Source organism: Mesorhizobium sp. 8 (assembly GCF_006351905.1).
GTDB lineage: Bacteria > Pseudomonadota > Alphaproteobacteria > Rhizobiales > Rhizobiaceae > Mesorhizobium > Mesorhizobium composti.
The window spans coordinates 548,658-565,872 of sequence record NZ_CP040914.1; the positions used below are offsets into that span (position 1 = coordinate 548,658).

15 protein-coding genes and 2 tRNA genes are annotated in these 17,215 nt (G+C 64.3%); 11 read left to right on the plus strand and 6 right to left on the minus strand.

Annotated elements, in window-relative coordinates; translation table 11 throughout:
* The first annotated feature begins 23 nt into the window (after nt 1-23).
* Nucleotides 24-2,174 (plus strand): molybdopterin oxidoreductase family protein, encoded by a 2,151-nt coding sequence (locus tag FGU64_RS02560; RefSeq protein ID WP_139950748.1) that lies wholly within the window; start codon nt 24-26, stop codon nt 2,172-2,174.
* Here the strand turns inward: FGU64_RS02560 and purN are convergent.
* Nucleotides 2,164-2,871, minus strand: coding sequence for a phosphoribosylglycinamide formyltransferase (gene purN / locus FGU64_RS02565; protein ID WP_139950749.1), 708 nt, complete (start codon nt 2,869-2,871; stop codon nt 2,164-2,166). The two genes, FGU64_RS02560 and purN, sit on opposite strands and share 11 nt — an antisense overlap.
* Complete coding sequence (gene purM / locus FGU64_RS02570; RefSeq protein WP_139950750.1) at nt 2,868-3,926, minus strand: phosphoribosylformylglycinamidine cyclo-ligase; 1,059 nt, start codon at nt 3,924-3,926, stop codon at nt 2,868-2,870. The genes purN and purM overlap by 4 nt, the downstream gene beginning before the upstream one ends.
* A gap of 191 nt (nt 3,927-4,117) precedes the next feature.
* On the opposite strand from purM, the gene FGU64_RS02575 reads away from it, so the two are divergent.
* The 3 genes from FGU64_RS02575 to hdaA are packed head-to-tail and all read left to right on the plus strand — an operon-like array spanning nt 4,118 to nt 6,517.
* Nucleotides 4,118-4,675, plus strand: a complete 558-nt coding sequence (locus FGU64_RS02575) for a CDP-alcohol phosphatidyltransferase family protein (RefSeq protein WP_136355735.1) — start codon at nt 4,118-4,120, stop codon at nt 4,673-4,675.
* Complete coding sequence (locus tag FGU64_RS02580; RefSeq protein WP_139950751.1) at nt 4,647-5,819, plus strand: AI-2E family transporter; 1,173 nt, start codon at nt 4,647-4,649, stop codon at nt 5,817-5,819. The genes FGU64_RS02575 and FGU64_RS02580 overlap by 29 nt, the downstream gene beginning before the upstream one ends.
* Entirely contained in the window at nt 5,819-6,517 is a 699-nt protein-coding gene (hdaA, locus tag FGU64_RS02585) for a DnaA regulatory inactivator HdaA (protein WP_139950752.1), read from the plus strand. Before FGU64_RS02580 ends, hdaA begins: the two co-directional genes overlap by 1 nt.
* 80 nt (nt 6,518-6,597) lie before the next feature.
* Here the strand turns inward: hdaA and FGU64_RS02590 are convergent.
* Nucleotides 6,598-6,674 (minus strand) — tRNA-Pro (locus FGU64_RS02590).
* 133 nt (nt 6,675-6,807) lie between these two features.
* Between FGU64_RS02590 and FGU64_RS02595 the strand changes: the two genes are divergently transcribed.
* Entirely contained in the window at nt 6,808-7,113 is a 306-nt protein-coding gene (locus tag FGU64_RS02595) for an ETC complex I subunit (RefSeq protein WP_136355742.1), read from the plus strand.
* Between the two features lie 74 nt (nt 7,114-7,187).
* Nucleotides 7,188-7,264, plus strand: a tRNA-Arg gene (locus tag FGU64_RS02600).
* 103 nt (nt 7,265-7,367) lie between these two features.
* On the opposite strand, the gene FGU64_RS02605 is transcribed toward FGU64_RS02600, so the two are convergent.
* Nucleotides 7,368-8,534, minus strand: a complete 1,167-nt coding sequence (locus FGU64_RS02605) for a cystathionine beta-lyase (RefSeq protein WP_139950753.1) — start codon at nt 8,532-8,534, stop codon at nt 7,368-7,370.
* Nucleotides 8,535-8,971: 437 nt separating this feature from the next.
* Between FGU64_RS02605 and FGU64_RS02610 the strand changes: the two genes are divergently transcribed.
* The 4 genes from FGU64_RS02610 (at nt 8,972) to FGU64_RS02625 (ending at nt 13,280) form a co-directional block, all read left to right on the plus strand.
* Nucleotides 8,972-10,000, plus strand: coding sequence for an amino acid ABC transporter substrate-binding protein (locus FGU64_RS02610; protein WP_136355746.1), 1,029 nt, complete (start codon nt 8,972-8,974; stop codon nt 9,998-10,000).
* Between the two features lie 97 nt (nt 10,001-10,097).
* The gene (locus tag FGU64_RS02615; RefSeq protein WP_139950754.1) at nt 10,098-11,285 is read left to right on the plus strand and encodes an amino acid ABC transporter permease; all 1,188 of its coding nucleotides are present in this window, start codon (nt 10,098-10,100) and stop codon (nt 11,283-11,285) included.
* A gap of 3 nt (nt 11,286-11,288) precedes the next feature.
* A complete protein-coding gene (locus FGU64_RS02620) occupies nt 11,289-12,449 on the plus strand; it encodes an amino acid ABC transporter permease (RefSeq protein ID WP_139950755.1) in 1,161 nt (386 codons plus the stop codon).
* 27 nt (nt 12,450-12,476) lie between these two features.
* The gene (locus FGU64_RS02625; protein ID WP_136355751.1) at nt 12,477-13,280 is read left to right on the plus strand and encodes an amino acid ABC transporter ATP-binding protein; all 804 of its coding nucleotides are present in this window, start codon (nt 12,477-12,479) and stop codon (nt 13,278-13,280) included.
* A gap of 99 nt (nt 13,281-13,379) precedes the next feature.
* Here the strand turns inward: FGU64_RS02625 and FGU64_RS02630 are convergent, their stop codons facing one another.
* Entirely contained in the window at nt 13,380-14,600 is a 1,221-nt protein-coding gene (locus FGU64_RS02630) for an FAD-dependent monooxygenase (protein WP_139950756.1), read from the minus strand.
* Nucleotides 14,601-14,619: 19 nt separating this feature from the next.
* On the minus strand, nt 14,620-14,865 hold the full coding sequence (locus FGU64_RS02635; RefSeq protein WP_139950757.1) for a zinc-finger domain-containing protein: 246 nt from the start codon (nt 14,863-14,865) through the stop codon (nt 14,620-14,622).
* 148 nt (nt 14,866-15,013) lie between these two features.
* On the opposite strand from FGU64_RS02635, the gene FGU64_RS02640 reads away from it, so the two are divergent.
* Entirely contained in the window at nt 15,014-17,212 is a 2,199-nt protein-coding gene (locus FGU64_RS02640) for an RNA degradosome polyphosphate kinase (protein ID WP_139950758.1), read from the plus strand.
* Nucleotides 17,213-17,215 lie beyond the last annotated feature (3 nt).

A 17,215-nucleotide genomic window follows, 5' to 3' on the forward strand; every position in this document is an offset into this window, starting at 1 on the left:
GAAACCGGACTATAGGTTCTTCCATGAACCAGCATGCTCCCGTCACGAAAGCCGGTGTCAGCGTCGGCCATTCGGCCTGCCCGCACGATTGCCCCTCCACCTGCGCGCTCGACGTCGAAGTCCTCGCACCCGACCGCATCGGCCGTGTCCACGGCGCGCGCGACAACTCCTATACGGCCGGCGTCGTCTGCGCCAAGGTCGCGCGCTATGCCGACCGCGTGCACCACCCCGACCGGTTGGTGAAGCCGTTGATCCGTTCTGGCGGCAAGGGCGAGGGCGTCTGGAAAGAGGCAAGCTGGGAATCAGCACTCGACCTCGTTGCGGAAAAATTCGACGCGGCGGAAGCAAAGTACGGCTCGGAGACGGTGTGGCCGTATTTCTACGCCGGCACGATGGGGCTGGTGCAGCGCGACGGCATCGAGCGGCTGCGCCACGCCAAAAAATATTCCGGCTTCTTCGGCTCGATCTGCACCAATCTGGCGTGGACCGGCTATGTCATGGGCACCGGTTCGCTGCGCGGTTCGGACCCGCGCGAGATGGCGAAGTCGGATTGCGTGGTGATCTGGGGCACGAACGCCGTCGTTACCCAGGTCAATGTGATGACCCACGCCATCCGCGCCCGCAAGGAACGCGGGGCCAAGATCGTCGCCATCGACATCTACGAGAATGCCACAGTCAAGCAGGCCGACATGGGCCTTGTGCTGAAACCCGGCACCGACGGCGCGCTGGCCTGTGCTGTCATGCACATCCTGTTCCGCGACGGGCTGGCCGACCGACCCTATCTCGAAAAATACACCGACGACCCGAAGGGGCTGGAGGCGCATCTGAAGGACAAGACGCCGGAATGGGCGTCCGCGATCACCGGCTTGTCGGTCGCCGAGATCGAGGCGTTCGCCAATCTCGTCGGCGCGACGAAGAAAACCTTCTTCCGCCTCGGCTACGGCTTCTCGCGCCAGCGCAACGGCCCGGTGAACATGCACGCCGCGCTCTCCATCGCCGCCGTCACCGGCTGCTGGCAGTATGAGGGCGGCGGTGCATTCAACTCCAATTCCGGCATCCTCAAGCTCGATACGGGCATGCTGGAAGGCCAGAGCCTGCGCGATCCCTCGATCCGCTATCTCGATCATTCGCGCATCGGCCCGGTGCTGATGAACCATGAGGACGCGCTGTTCGGCGGCCCGCCGGTGACGGCGATGCTGATCCAGAACACCAATCCGGCCAATGTGGCGCCTGAGCAGCGGCTGGTGAAGCAGGGGTTTTTGCGCGACGACCTGTTCACCTGCGTGCATGAGCAGTTCATGACCGATACGGCCAAGCTCGCCGACGTCGTGCTGCCGGCGACGATGTTTTTGGAGCACGACGACATCTACAAGGGTGGCGGCAACCAGCACGTCACGCTGGGGCCGAAGGTGATCGAACCGCCGCCGGGGCCGATGCCGAACCATTTCGTCATCGAGGAACTGGGCAAGCGGCTGGGCGTCGCGCATATGCCGGGCTTCGGCCTGACGGAGCGTCAGCACATCGACATCATGCTGGCGAAGCGCGGCCTGAGCTTCGAAACGCTCAAGGCGCAGCGCTGGGTGGATTTGCAGCCGCCCTTCGAGGAGGCGCATTTCCTCAACGGCTTCGGCCATCCCGACGGCAAATACCGCTTCAAGCCCGAATGGGTTGGCGGCTTCGCGCCGAACCGGCCGCCGACGGTGATGGGCAAGGCGTTCGGGCCTTATGACCGGCTGCCTCAGTTCCCGGATCATGTCGACCTGATCGAGGTGGCGGATGGCGAGCATCCGTTCCGGCTGGCGACCTCGCCGGCGCGCAACTTCCTCAATTCCAGTTTCACCGAGACGCCGGTGTCGAAGGAGAAGGAAGTCCGGCCCTCCCTGCTCATCCATCCCGAGGACGCCGCGGCTCTGGGCATCGCCGAGGACGCCCGTGTCGAGGTCGGCAACAGGCGCGGCGAGGTGGTGCTGCACGCAAAACTGTTCGATGGCCTGAAGCGCGGCGTTGTCATCGCCGAAGGTATCTGGCCGAACAGCGCGCACGAACGCGGCGAGGGTATCAACGTCCTGACCGGCGCCGACGCGCCGGCGCCTTACAGCGGTGCGGCCGTGCATGACAGCAAGGTGTGGGTGCGGAAAGCGGTCGAGGCCGGTTTGGAAGCCGCTACGGCGTGATGCGCGCCAGCTGCTCCAGGTCCACCTCGTCGCGCAGCGGGCTCGGCGCCGCGATGGCGGCCGCGGCATTGTCGCCGTTGTCGACGAAGCCTGAGAGTGCCACGCGGCCGTTCTCCATGCGGGCCTTGCCTTCGGCCACCAGCCGCAGCGCCGTCGGGTAGAGCCGGTGTTCGGCCTTCAGGATCCGCGCCGAAAGTGCGGCCTCGTCGTCGCCCAGCATGACAGGCACGGCCGCCTGCGCGATGATCGGGCCGTCGTCCATCTCCGGCGTGACGAAATGGACCGTGCAGCCGTGCACGCGCATGCCCGCCTCGAGAGCGCGCTTGTGTGAGTCCAGCCCCTTGAACAAGGGCAGCAGGGCAGGGTGGATATTGATCATGCGGCCCTGCCACTTCTCGACGAACGGCGTCGTCAGGAGCCGCATGTAGCCGGCCAGCGCCACGATCTCCGCGCCGAGCTTCGTCAGCGCCTTGTCGATGGCCGCATCATGGGCCTCCTTGCTGGCGAAGTCGCCGCGCGCCACAACCTGTACCGGCACCCCGCGCGCCGCGGCGATGCCGAGGCCGGCCGCGTCCGCCTTGTCGGAAATGACGCCGACGATCTCGGCCGGATAGGTGGGGTCGGCGGCCGCCGCGATCAGCGCCGTCATGTTGGAGCCGCGTCCGGAAATCAGGAGGACAGTGCGTTTGCGGGTCATAGGTCGATCCTGCCGCGATAGATGACGCCGGCATCCCGGCGCGGGACGATGCGGCCGATCGGCGCTACGGTCTCGCCGGCTTCCTGCAAGACGGCAGCGACCTGCGCCGCCTGTCCCGAGGCCACCGCGATCACCATGCCGATACCGCAATTGAAAGTACGCATCATTTCCTCTGGCGCGACGCCGCCCGTCTTGGCCAGCCATGAGAAGACCGGCGGCACGTCGATGGCGTCGAGATCGAGTTCGGCCGAGAAATCCTTCGGCAACACGCGCGGGATGTTGTCGGGAAAGCCGCCGCCGGTGATGTGGGCGAGCGCCTTGATGCCGTGCGTGTTGCGGATCGCCTTGAGGATGGATTTCACATAGATGCGGGTCGGCTCCAGCAGCGCTTCGGCCAGCGTTTCGCCGCTGCCGAACGGCGCTCTGGCGTCCCATGCCAGCCCGCTCGTCTCGACGATGCGGCGCACCAGCGAGAACCCGTTGGAATGGACGCCCGACGAGGCAAGGCCGAGCAGCACGTCGCCCTCGGCGATGTCGTCGGTCGGCAAGAGTTGTCCGCGCTCTGCCGCGCCCACCGCGAAGCCGGCGAGGTCGTAGTCCTTCTCCTGGTACATGCCCGGCATCTCGGCCGTTTCGCCGCCGATCAGCGCGCAGCCGGCCTGGCGGCAGCCGTCGGCAATGCCGGAGACGATTGCCACGCCCTGCTCGGGATCGAGCTTGCCGGTGGCGAAATAATCGAGGAAGAACAGCGGCTCTGCCCCCTGCACGACGAGGTCGTTGACGCACATGGCGACGAGGTCGATGCCGATGGTGTCGTGCTTGCCGGCCTCGATGGCGACCCTGAGCTTGGTGCCGACGCCATCGTTGGCGGCGACCAGCACCGGGTCGCTGAAACCGGCCGCCTTCAGGTCGAACAGGCCGCCGAAACCGCCGATCTCGCCGTCCGCGCCCGGCCGCCGCGTGGCGCGCACCAGCGGCTTGATCTTTTCCACCATGAGGTTGCCGGCGTCGATGTCGACGCCCGCCGCGGCATAGGTAAGCCCGTTTTTGGCCATCGCGGTTCCCTACCTGGAAGCGGGTCTTTCTGGAAGCGGGGTCTTCGCATGAACCGGCAGGGGCCGCAAGAAGCGTGGGGCCTGCCGTTGCCAAAACCGTGGATAGCGAGGATGCGCGGCAGGCCATTGCGCTCGCCGCCGACTTCGCCCATCTATAGCGAAAGGTCCTGACCCCGGGTGGCCGCTCCTTGGTGACTATCCCCAACCTGATTACCATCCTGCGCTTCCTGCTGGTGCCGGCCGTGGTGCTGGCCATGCTGCAATCGCGCTGGGAATGGGCTTTCTTCGGTTTCGTCGTGGCGGGCGTCTCGGACGGCGTCGACGGCTTCATCGCCCGCCAGTTCAACCAGCGCTCAAGGCTCGGCGCCTACCTCGACCCGATGGCCGACAAGGTCCTGCTGGTCAGCGTGTTCGTCGTGCTCGGCATCGGTGGGCAGTTGCCGTTATGGCTGGTGGTGGCGGTCGTCTCGCGCGATGCGCTGATTATCTGCGCGGTGCTCCTGTCCACCGTCATGGGCCACCCGGTGGAGATGAAGCCGCTGATGGTGTCGAAGGCCAACACCGCCGTGCAGATCGTGGTGGCGGCCGAAGTGCTGGCCGAACTTACCTTCGGCCTCGACCTCGGATTGCTCAGGCGCGGGTTGGTCCTGCTGTCGGGCCTCTTGACCGTGGCTTCGGCGGCAGCCTATCTCGTCGCCTGGCTGAGACATATGAGTGGTTATGGCGAAGGCACCCACCCGAGCAACTGAGCAGGAAGCGGCCGAAGCGGCGGTCTCCGCCGCCTTCCGGCGGCAGTTCCGCTTCTGGCTGGCCAGCGTGGTCGTGCTGGCGCTCTTCCTTTACGTTTTCAGCGATATCCTGCTGCCGTTCGTCGCCGGCATGGTTCTGGCCTATTTCCTCGATCCTGTGGCCGACCGGCTGGAACGGCTCGGCCTGTCGCGCGTCATGGCGACGGTCGTCATCCTGTTCGCCTTCATCATCGTGCTGGTGCTGGCCTTCGTCATCCTGATCCCCGTGCTGGCCTCGCAAATGGCGGATTTCGCCGGCAAGCTGCCGGATTACCTGACGCGGCTGCAGAACCTGATCACCAGCTTCGACCCGCAGTGGTTGAAGGAAAGGTTCGGCGTCGATCCGGCCAGCCTGCGCGACGGCCTGAATTCGTTGCTGACATCCGGCTTCGGCCTGCTCACGACGGTGTTCGAATCGATCTGGAATTCCGGCAAGGCGCTGGTTTCCGTCGTCAGCTTGTTCGTGGTGACGCCGGTCGTCGCCTTCTACATGCTGCTCGACTGGGATCGCATGGTGTCCGTCGTCGACAGCTGGGTGCCGCGCGACCACGTCAAGACGGTGCGCCAGATCGCCACTGACATCAACACCGCCACCGCCGGATTCGTGCGCGGGCAGGGCACGCTGTGCCTCGTGCTCGGCGCCATGTACGCGATCGGGCTTACGCTCACAGGGCTGAACTTCGCCATCCTGATCGGGCTGTTCGCCGGCCTTATCTCCTTCATCCCCTATGTCGGCTCGCTGACCGGGCTGGTGCTCGCCGTCGGTGTCGCCTTCGTGCAATTCTGGCCGGACTGGCAGATGGTGGTGGCGGTCGCCGCCGTCTTCTTCGTCGGCCAGTTCATCGAGGGCAACATCCTGTCGCCGAAGCTGGTGGGAAAGAGCGTCGGCCTGCATCCGGTCTGGCTGATGTTCGCGCTGTTCGCCTTCGGCGCGCTGTTCGGCTTCGTCGGCCTGCTGGTGGCGGTGCCGGCCGCTGCGGCAATTGCTGTACTGGTGCGCTTCGCCATTGCCCGCTACCTGGAATCGCCGCTCTACAAGGGTCACAATCCAGAGCCGCCGCCGCCGCTGCCACGCCGCCTCGACAGGGTGCGGAAAACCAAGTGATGCGGGCTGTGCAAAAGCCGCGCCAGCTTCCCCTCGATCTTGGCCATGGCACCGCCTATTCGCGCGACGATCTCGTCGTCTCACGCGCCAACGCTGAGGCGGTGGCGCTCGTGGACCGCTGGCCGGACTGGCCTGCGCCTGTGGTGGTGCTGGCCGGGCCTTCCGGCGCCGGCAAGACGCATCTTGCGGCGATCTGGCGCGAGGCGGCTGATGCGCTCGCCATTCCCGCAACGGCTATCGGCACAGCCGCCGCCGGTATCGGCGGCCATCCGGTGCTGGTCGACGATGTCGATTCGGCCCCAATCGACGAGCCGGGCCTGTTCCATCTCATCAATGCCGTGCGTGGCGCGGGGTCGAACCTGCTGCTCACCGCCCGCAGCTTTCCATCAGCCTGGAGGGTAACGCTGCCCGATCTCGCTTCGCGCCTGAAGGCGGCGGCCACGGTCGAGATCCACGAACCGGACGATCTCCTGCTTGCCGGAGTGCTGACGAAGCTGTTTTCCGACCGTCAGGTCGAGGTCGAGCCGCATGTCGTGCAATATCTGGTGCGCCGTATCGAGCGCTCGCTGGCGACGGCGATGCGCGTCGTGGAGCGCCTCGACCGGGCCGCCCTGGAGCAGAAGACGCGCATCACCCGCGCGCTCGCCGCCGAGGCGGTCAGCGCCATGGACGAAGGGCAGGGCGAACTGGATTTTTGAGGCTCGGCCACGTGGAGTGGCAGGATTTGAACCTGCCGTCCTGAGCGAACGTCGCCCGTTCTTCGATTTTTGGAGAAAAATGGTCGGAGTGGAGAGATTCGAACTCCCGACCCTCTGGTCCCAAACCAGATGCGCTACCAGACTGCGCTACACTCCGAACCGCCACGTTGCCTAGTGGTTCGCTGGCGGCAAGGCAAGTGCAAAATGGACGAAGCCTTGCCCTTGCCGCGGTTGCACAGTAAGCACAGGACAAGCAAGGGCCGTTCGGCCGCAGCCACTATGAGGTGCAAATGTCAGCGCGCATTTTCAGCCCCGCCAAGACCGCCATGCAGTCGGGCAAGGCCAAGACCGGTTACTGGGTGCTGGAGTTCGATCCCGCGCAGCCGCGCAAGATCGATCCGCTGATGGGCTACACCTCCTCCGGCGATATGAGGAGCCAGATCAGGCTGTCCTTCCCGACCAAGGAAGAGGCGGTCGCCTATGCCGAGCGCGAGAAGATCGCCTATCGGCTGGAAGAGCCGAAGGAAGCGATGCGGCGGCAGATTTCCTATTCAGACAATTTCCGCTATGACCGCCGCACGCCCTGGACGCACTGAGAACCGTGGCAGGGCTACTGTCAGCCCGCATGTTTGCGTGGCGGGTACCCTGCGCTAGATTTCGTGGTCAAGTCGGTCCCGTAGCTCAGTTGGATAGAGCAACAGCCTTCTAAGCTGTGGGTCGCAGGTTCGAGCCCTGCCGGGATCGCCAGCAATTTCAGTCCGTTGGCGGATTTTCTTCCGGAAAAGACTGAGACGCTGGCGGTGAACACCGGTCAGCCGGCCTTGCCGTAAAGGGCCGGCTGTCTCTGTCGTCAGGCGGAAGCCGCCGCCAGCCCGCGAAGCAGGTCGGCTTTCAGGTCGGCGACGTCTTCGAGACCAATCTGCAACCGGATCACGGGCCCTTCTTCTGGCGCCTGCGCCACCACCCGGTCTCCGAGGAAAACCGGCACGGCAAGGCTCTCGTAGCCGCCCCACGAATAGCCGAGGCCGAAGATCGTCAGCGCGTCGAGGAAGGCATGCTGCTCCTTCTGCCCGCCGCCGGCGAGAACGATCGAGAAGACGCCGCTCGAGCCGCTGAAGTCACGGCGCCACAGCGCGTGGTCGGGATGGCTGGGAAGCGCGGGATGCAGGACACGCGCCACGCCGGGTTGTGCCTCCAGCCAGGTGGCGATCTCCAGCGCGCTCTTGCGGTGGTGTTCGAGCCTGACGCCCATGGTGCGCAGTCCCCGCAGAACCTGATAGACGTCGTCCGGACCGGCGCAGCAGCCGAGCGTGACGAAACCCTCGTGCAGCCGCTCCCAGCAGGTTTCGTTGGCCGAAACAGTGCCGAGCAGCACGTCGGAATGCCCGCCGGGATACTTGGTGGCGGCGTGGATGGAGATATCGACACCATAGTCCAGCGGCTTGAAATAGAGTGGCGTCGCCCAGGTGTTGTCCATCATGACGACCGCGCCGGCCGCCTTGGCGGCTTTGGCGATGGCGGGGATATCCTGCACCTCGAAGGTGTTGGAGGCAGGCGATTCGGTGAACACAATGCTGGTGTTCGCCTTGATGAGCTTCGAAATGCCGGCGCCGACATGCGGATCGTAATATTCGACCTCGACGCCCAGTCGCTTCAACATCGTGTCGGCGAAGTGGCGGGTGGGGTGGTATACCGAATCGACGATCAGCACATGGTCGCCGGCCGCCGCAAAGGCAAGCAGCGGCACGGTGACGGCGGCGAGCCCCGAAGGGACGACGATCGTGCCGGCGGAGCCTTCGAGCGTGTCGATGGCCGCTGCGAGCGCGTCCGTCGTCGGCGTGCCGCGCGTGCCGTAGGTGTATTTCTGCGAGCGCCCGGCCATGGTCGCGGCGTTCGGGTAGAGCACGGTCGAGGCATGCACCACCGGCGGGTTGACGAAGCCGAAATAGTCGCGCGGATCGTTCCCTTCATGCGCGAGCTGGGTGTTGATGCCCCATGTTCCGTCGTTTCTGGCCATTTATCCCGCCGTCCTGTGGCTCGTCTTTCCGAAGGCCGAAGGCATAGAGCGCACAAGCGGCGCGTGCAACGGCGCCGGCCCTGTCAGCGCGGCGGTTCCAATGGGCCAAAGCGCCTGTCGGGACGACACGCGATGTCGCAGAAGGGTTTGCAAGCATCCTCGCGGGCGTAGAAAAGACGCGTCGGCCCAGCCATAAAATATAGTGTAATCGCTTGTATTCCTGTTGTTTTTAGCATTCCTTTTTCAAACCGGCAGGGCCTCGGTCATTTTTCTTGACCTCACGAGAATAATCGCCTTCGATGCGGTTCGTGAATGGGAGCAGCGTGCATGTCGGTTTTCGGCGCCACGTTCCGGAAATGGGCCGGGACGGGAAGCTGCGTTTCGCACGGCAATAATCAGGGCATCACCTGAGCATCAGAAAAAAGGGTCTGTGGGTTATGAAACACATTGCAATCGGTATTTTGGGGGCTGCCGCGCTTGGCTTCGCGGCGTCGGCCGCGTCGGCCGACACTTTGAGCGACGTGAAGGCCAAGGGCTTCGTCCAGTGCGGCGTCAACACCGGCCTGGCCGGCTTTTCCGCCCCTAACGACAAGGGCGAATGGACGGGCATCGACGTCGATTTCTGCCGCGCCGTCGCGGCTGCCGTCTTTGGCGACGGCACCAAGGTGAAGTTCACCGGCCTCAGCGCCAAGGATCGCTTCACCGCACTGCAATCGGGCGAAATCGACATCCTGTCGCGCAACACCACCTGGACGATCAACCGCGACACCGCGCTCGGCCTCAACTTCGCCGGCGTCACCTACTATGACGGCCAGGGCTTCATGATCAATTCCAAGAAGCTGCCGGGCGTCAATTCCGCGCTCCAGCTTTCGGGCGCGGCCATCTGCGTCCAGTCCGGTACGACGACCGAACTCAACCTCGCCGACTACTTCAAGGCGAACAAGATGGAATACAATCCGGTCGTCTTCGAGAAGTTCGAGGAGGCCAACGCCGCCTACGACGCCGGCCGCTGCGACGCCTACACGACCGACCAGTCGGGCCTTTATGCGGTGCGCCTGCAGATGGCCTCGCCGAACGACCACGTCGTGCTGCCGGAGATCATCTCCAAGGAGCCGCTCGGCCCGTCCGTGCGCCAGGGCGACGACAAGTGGTTCGACATCGTCAAGTGGACCTACTACGCGCTGCTCGATGCCGAAGAAGCCGGCGTGACGCAGGCCAACGTTGACGAGATGAAAAACTCCGACAACCCCGACATCAAGCGCCTGCTCGGCACCGAGGCCGAAACCAAGATCGGCACCGACCTCGGCGTGTCGAACGACTGGGTGGTCAACATCGTCAAGGCCACCGGCAACTACGGCGAGATCTTCGAGCGCAACGTGGGTTCGGGCAGCCCGCTGAAGATCGCTCGCGGCATCAACGCCCTGTGGACCAAGGGCGGTCTGCAATACGGCATGCCGATTCGCTGATCGGTTGAAACGGGCCGAGGCGTCATGCCTCGGCCCGTTTCGGTCCTGGCACGCAAAAACAATACAAACGGCCAGACTGACGGGAAGGGGAACTCCTGTGTCACAAGAGGTCATCCATGAAGCGACGCCCCAAAGGGCATCGCTGCTCTACGATCCCAGGGTGCGCGGCATTGTCTTCCAGGTCGTGCTGGTTGCACTCCTGGCGCTTGGCATATGGTGGATCGTCGACAACACGATCGAAAACCTGCGCCGCTCCCACATTGCGACCGGTTTCGGCTTCCTGAAGGGACGGGCTGGCTTCGACATCGCCAATACCCTCATCGACTACAGCTCTGACAACTCCTATGGGCGCGCCCTTGTCGTCGGTATCCTCAACACGGCCATCGTGGCGATCACCGGCATCATTACCGCGACCATCATCGGTTTTCTGGTCGGCATCGGACGGCTCTCCAACAACTGGCTGATCCGCAAGCTGGCGACCGTTTATATCGAAATCTTCCGCAACATCCCGCCGCTGCTGGTCATCCTGTTCTGGTATCAGGGCGTTCTGGCCCTACTGCCCAACGTGCGCGACAGCATCGGCCTGCCGTTCGGCTCGTTCCTCAACAATCGCGGCTTCTATTTTCCGCGCATGGTCTGGAGCGACGGGGCGTGGCTCGTCGCCGCCGGGTTGGCGGCAGGCATCGTGCTGAGCTGGTACGTGGCGCGTCGTGCGAGAGCGCGGCAGATGGCGACGGGCCAGCAGTTCCCGGTCTTCCTCACCAGCGTGGCGCTGATCGTCGGTATGCCGTTGCTGGGCTTTGCACTGGCCGGCTTTCCGCTCACCTTCGAGTTTCCGCAGAAGGGCACGTTCAACCTGACGGGCGGCGTCAACGTCAAGCCGGAGTTCCTGTCGCTCTATCTGGCGCTTTCGTTCTACACGGCCGCCTTCATAGCCGAGATCGTGCGCGCCGGCATCGTCGGTGTGCCGAAGGGGCAGACGGAGGCTTTCTCCGCGCTCGGCCTGCGCTCGGGTCAGGGTTTGCGTCTCGTCGTCATCCCGCAGGCGATGCGCATCATCATCCCGCCGCTGACCAGCCAGTACCTCAACCTGACCAAGAACTCCTCGCTCGCGGTAGCGATCGGTTATCCCGACCTTTACGCGATCGGCGGCACGATCCTGAACCAGACCGGACAGGCCATCGAGGTGGTGGTGATCTTCATGGTCGTCTATCTTGGTATCAGTATCCTGACCTCGCTCTTCATGAACTGGTTCAACACCAAGATGGCGCTGAAGGAGAGGTGAGCCATGCAGGAACATGACATGTCCTGGGTGCGGACCGAAATGGCGCTGGCGCAGGCTGCGCCGCGCTCGCAGGTCGGTTTCGGCGCGTGGGTCCGCAGGAACCTCTTCGCCACGCCGGTCGATTCGGTACTGACGGTTCTGGCGCTCCTGGCGATCGCCTGGGCACTGCCGCAGATCCTCAACTGGGTGTTCTTCGACGCGGTGTGGACCGGTGCCGACCGCACCGCCTGCCTGACGACGGAGCAGGGCGGGCAACTTCCCGTCGGCTGGTCGGGCGCCTGCTGGCCGTTCGTCTCCGGCCGGTTCGGCCAGTTCATGTTCGGCCGTTATCCGATGGACGAGCGCTGGCGCGTCATCCTGACCGGCATCATCTTCATCGCCCTCCTGGCGCCGCTGCTGATCCCGCGCGTACCCTATAAGAGGCTGAACGCCATCCTGTTCTTCGTCGTCTTCCCGTTCATCGCCTTCTACCTGCTGGTCGGTGGCTTCTTCGGCCTGTCCTATGTGGAGACGCCGCGCTGGGGTGGCCTGATGGTCACGCTGGTGCTGTCCTACGTCGGCATCGTGGTGTCGCTGCCGCTCGGCATCTTGCTGGCGATGGGCCGGCGCTCGAAGATGCCGATCGTCAAGTTCCTGTCGGTGGTCTTCATCGAGACCGTGCGCGGCGTGCCGCTGGTCACGGTGCTGTTCATGGCCTCCTTCATGCTGCCGTTGTTCGTGCCGCCGGGCATGTCCTTTGACAAGCTGCTGCGCGCCCTGATCGGTGTCGCGCTCTTCGCGGCCGCCTACATGGCCGAAGTGGTTCGCGGCGGCCTTCAGGCGATCCCGAAGGGGCAGTACGAAGGTGCTGATTCGCTCGGCCTCGGCTATTGGCAGAAGATGGGCTTCATCATCATGCCGCAGGCGTTGAAGCTGGTCATTCCCGGCATCGTCAACACCTTCATCGGCATGTTCAAGGACACCACGCTGGTCCTCATCATCTCGATGTTCGACCTGCTCGGCGTGGTGAAGCAGAACATCTCCGGCGACCCGACCTGGGCGACCCCGCAGACGGCAAAGACCGGATATGTGTTCGCTGCGGCGATTTTCTGGATTTTCTGCTTCGGCATGTCGCGCTATTCACAGTTCATGGAACGCCGGCTCGATACCGGCCACAAACGATAGACACGGCAAAACAAAGGGAACGGGCACATGGCCACGGAAAACGCAGTCGGCGCCGAAGAGATCAAGGCCGATACGAAGAAGATGCACGTCTCCGACACCGAGGTCGCCATCGAGATCGTCGGCATGCACAAATGGTACGGCGAGTTCCATGTGCTGAAGGACATCAACCTGAAGGTGATGCGCGGCGAGCGCATCGTCATCTGCGGGCCGTCCGGTTCGGGCAAGTCGACGATGATCCGCTGCATCAACCGGCTGGAAGAGCACCAGAAAGGCAAGATCGTCGTCGAGGGCAAGGAACTCACCAACGACCTGAAGAAGATCGACGAGGTACGCCGCGAGGTCGGCATGGTGTTCCAGCACTTCAACCTGTTCCCGCACCTGACCATCCTGGAGAACTGCACGCTGGCGCCGATCTGGGTGCGCAAGATCCCGAAGAAGCAGGCCGAAGAGACAGCCATGCACTTCCTCAAGCGCGTCAAGATCCCGGAACAGGCGAACAAGTATCCCGGCCAGCTTTCGGGCGGCCAGCAGCAGCGCGTGGCGATCGCCCGCTCGCTGTGCATGAACCCGCGCATCATGCTGTTCGACGAGCCGACCTCGGCGCTCGATCCGGAAATGATCAAGGAAGTGCTGGAGACGATGGTGGGCCTTGCCGAGGAAGGCATGACCATGCTGTGCGTGACCCACGAGATGGGCTTCGCCCGCAAGGTCGCCAACCGCGTCATCTTCATGGATGCCGGCCAGATCGTCGAGCAGAACACGCCGGCCGAGTTCTTCGATCATCCGCGCCACGAGCGCACGAAGCTGTTCCTCAGCCAGATCCTGCACTGAACTGCCGGCCGCTTGTGGTGGCGTTCAGCAATGCCCATGCGAAAAGGCCCGGCAGCGTCCGGGCCTTTTTCCTGATCCTCGATCCTCCTCCGCTGCGTTTCAGTCGGGCAACCGCCAGCCGTAGAGCCAGTCGAGGTCGGCCACGAGGCTGTCGCCAGACCGAAGCCTGAGTAGCAGATTGCGGCCCAGCGCCAACGGGCCGCCGGCATTCCAGGCGAGCTTGTTCAGAGCGCCGCGTCGCGCGACTTTCGCCACACGTGCCTTGCGCTCGTGCTCCCATGCCGTCAACCCGCCGGCAAGATCGTTGGGCCTCATGGCGACGGACTGCGCCAGCGTTGCGGCGTCCTCGATGGCCATGGCTGCGCCTTGTGCTGCGAACGGCGTCATGGCGTGCGCGGCGTCGCCGATCAGCACAATGCCGTCGGCGCGGGTCCAGGGCCCGTTCGGATCAACGATGTTGAGAGGCCATGTCGTCCATGCGCCCGCCTGTTTCACGACATCGGCCAGCACCGGCGGCGCGCGGTGCATCGCGTGGGTCAGTACGGCTATCTCGGCGACGCTTGACCGGCCGTCCGCCGCGGCCGGGCCTCTGGTGAAGGCTACGAGGTTGAACGTCGTACCGCCGCGAACCGGATAGGCGACGAGATGGAATTTTGGATCGAGGAACGTGGTCACGCAATCCGGCGAGGTGACGGCGCAGAACGCCTGTCCGGCAGGGCTGTCAGCCGCCACCGTCGCCCGCCAGGCCAGCGAGCCGGAAAAGCGGCGGTGCCGTTCCGGGAAAAGTGTCGTGCGCAGGTCGGACCAGACGCCGTCGGCGCCGACCAGCAGCCCGGCATCCTCTGCTTCATGGCAGTCCTCGTGCGCAAAAGTCGCGGCCAAAATGCCGTTGCGACTGGCAACCTCGCCGGTCGCCCGCGCTCCAGTGACAATCTCGATCGCCGGGTTTTGCGCCGCCTTTTCCGCAAGCGCCACGTGCAGGTCGCCGCGATGGACGGAGAGATACGGCGCTTTCCAGCGTCTTTCGGCCATCTCGCCCAGCGGAATACGGGCAAGGACCTTTAGCGTCGCGGCGTCCCTGAGCAACACGGCGTCCGGTTGCACCGCCTTCGGCCGAAGCAGCACAAGCACGCCCAGCCGGTCGAGGATATGCGTGGCGTTCGGGGAAAGCTGCAGGCCGGCGCCGAAGGGTTCGAGCTGTCGCGCCTGCTCGAAGACGCGCACCGGGAATCCCTGCCGTGCAAAAGCGAGTGCGGCTGTCAGCCCCGCGATGCCGCCGCCGGCGATCACGACGGGGCGGGATCGCGCATCCGAGGTCATGATCGGCCGGGAAAAGGAATCAGGCCGCGCGGTCGATGTAGAGGCAACCGGCCGGCACCGTCTCGTCCGCCTTGAGATTCGGCGAATAGCGGTAGAGCGTCGAGCAGTAGGGACAGACCTTCTCGTTGTCCGCGCCGAGGTCGAGGAAAACGTGCGGATGATCGAAGGGCGGGTTGGCGCCGACGCACATGAATTCCTTCACGCCGATCTCGATCGCCGGGTGCCCGGCATCGTTCTGGAAGTGCGGAATGGAACCGCCGGCCATCGTCGTCTCCCGTCTCGTTTCGGTCGATAGCATGCGTTTGAAGCATATCGGACCTGTTTGCAAGTTCGATGAAATGAAACTGTCGCAAAAGCCTGTCAGTGGATAAATTGAGCCGGATAACCGGCAAGCCGCCGGAGGAAGCCGTGACATGAACGAACTGAAGCCTGTCCAGACCGAGTTCACCGTCAGCGATGCCGCGAGTGCCGAAGGCGGCAATCCGGACCGCTTCGTCAATCGCGAGTTTTCCTGGCTCCAGTTCAACCGCCGGGTGCTGGAGGAAGCGCAGAACGAGCGTCACCCGCTTCTGGAGCGGGTGCGCTTCCTGTCGATCTCTGCCGCCAACCTGGACGAGTTCTTCATGGTGCGCGTCGCCGGCCTTGCCGGCCAGATCCGCGAGCGCATCGTGCTCAGGAGCCCGGACGGCCGCACGCCCGAGCAGCAGCTGGAGCAGCTTCTGCGCGAGGTGGAGCGCCTGCAGGAGGACCAGCAGAAAAGCCTTTCGACGCTGATGGCGCTGCTCGAGAAGGAAGGCATCGAGAGCATCGCCGGCGATGCGTTGACCAAGGACGAGAAGGTCTGGCTGGAGGAACATTTCCAGGAGCAGATATTCCCGGTCCTGACCCCGCTGTCGATCGACCCGGCGCATCCGTTCCCGTTCATTCCCAATCTTGGCTTTTCCATCGCCCTGCAGCTTCAACACCGCAAGAACGGCGAGCAGATGAGCGCGTTGCTGCGCCTGCCGCCGGCGCTGAAGCGATTCATCCGCCTGCCGGACCGCAAGGGCCACGTCCGTTTCATTCCGCTGGAGGAGGTGGTCGGCCTTTATATCGGCAAGCTTTTCCCGGGATACGAAGTCAGGGGCTCGGGCACGTTCCAGATCATCCGCGACAGCGATATCGAGGTCGAGGAAGAGTCCGAGGACCTTGTGCGGCTGTTCGAGACCGCCCTGAAGCGCCGGCGCCGCGGCTCGGTGATCCGCATCGAGTTCGACCACCGCATGCCGGAGGAACTACGGGAGTTCGTGGCCGGGGAACTGGGCGTGTCCGGCAACCGCGTCAGCGTGCTCAACGGGCCGCTGGCGCTCAGCCAGATTTCCGAGATCGTCGCCGTGCCGCGCGACGATCTCAAATTCGTGCCCTACAATCCGCGCTTCCCCGAGCGCATCCGCGAGCATGGCGGCGATTGCTTCGCCGCCATCCGCGAGAAGGATATCGTCGTCCACCATCCGTACGAATCCTTCGACGTGGTGGTGCAGTTCCTCCGCCAGGCGGCGGCCGACCCGGAAGTGGTGGCGATCAAGCAGACGCTCTACCGCACCTCCAACGACAGTCCGATCGTGCGCGCGCTGATCGACGCGGCGGAGGCCGGAAAATCGGTCACCGCGCTGGTCGAGCTGAAGGCGCGTTTCGACGAGGAGGCCAACATCCGCTGGGCGCGCGACCTGGAGCGCGCCGGTGTGCAGGTCGTGTTTGGCTTCCTCGAACTGAAGACGCACGCCAAGATGTCGCTGGTGGTGCGGCGCGAGGACGGCCGGTTGCGCAACTACGTGCATCTCGGCACCGGCAACTATCATCCGATTACCGCGCGCATCTATACGGACCTCTCCTTCTTCACCACCGATCCCCGTATCGCGCGCGACGTGGCGCAGATCTTCAATTTCATCACCGGCTATGCCGAGCCGACCGGGGAAATGTGCATCGCGCTGTCGCCCTACACGCTGCGCAACCGCATCCTCGGCCACATCGCCGACGAGATCGGCCATGCGAAGGAAGGTCGTCCGGCGCGCATCTGGATGAAGATGAACGCGCTGGTCGATCCCATCGTCATCGACGCGCTCTACGACGCGAGCCGCGCCGGCGTCGAAATCGATCTGGTGGTGCGCGGCATCTGCTGCCTGAGGCCGCAGGTGCCGGGCCTTTCGGAAAACATCCGCGTCAAGTCCATCGTCGGGCGCTTCCTCGAACACAGCCGCATCTACTGCTTCGGTAACGGCCATGGCCTGCCGTCGGACGAGGCCATCGTCTACATCAGCTCCGCCGACATGATGCCGCGCAACCTCGATCGCCGCGTCGAGACCATGGTGCCGATCACCAATCCGACTGTGCATGAACAGGTGCTCGGCCAGATCATGCTGGGCAACATCGTGGACAACCAGCAGAGTTTCGAGGTACTGGCTGACGGCACTTCGCGCCGGATCGTGCCGGACGAGGGCGAGGAGCCGTTCAACGCGCAGGAATATTTCATGACCAATCCGAGCCTTTCGGGACGCGGCGACGCGCTGAAATCCCATGCGCCGAAGCGGATCGCCCAGTTCCGACGCCGCAAGAAGACCGCCGCGGCGGACTAGGGG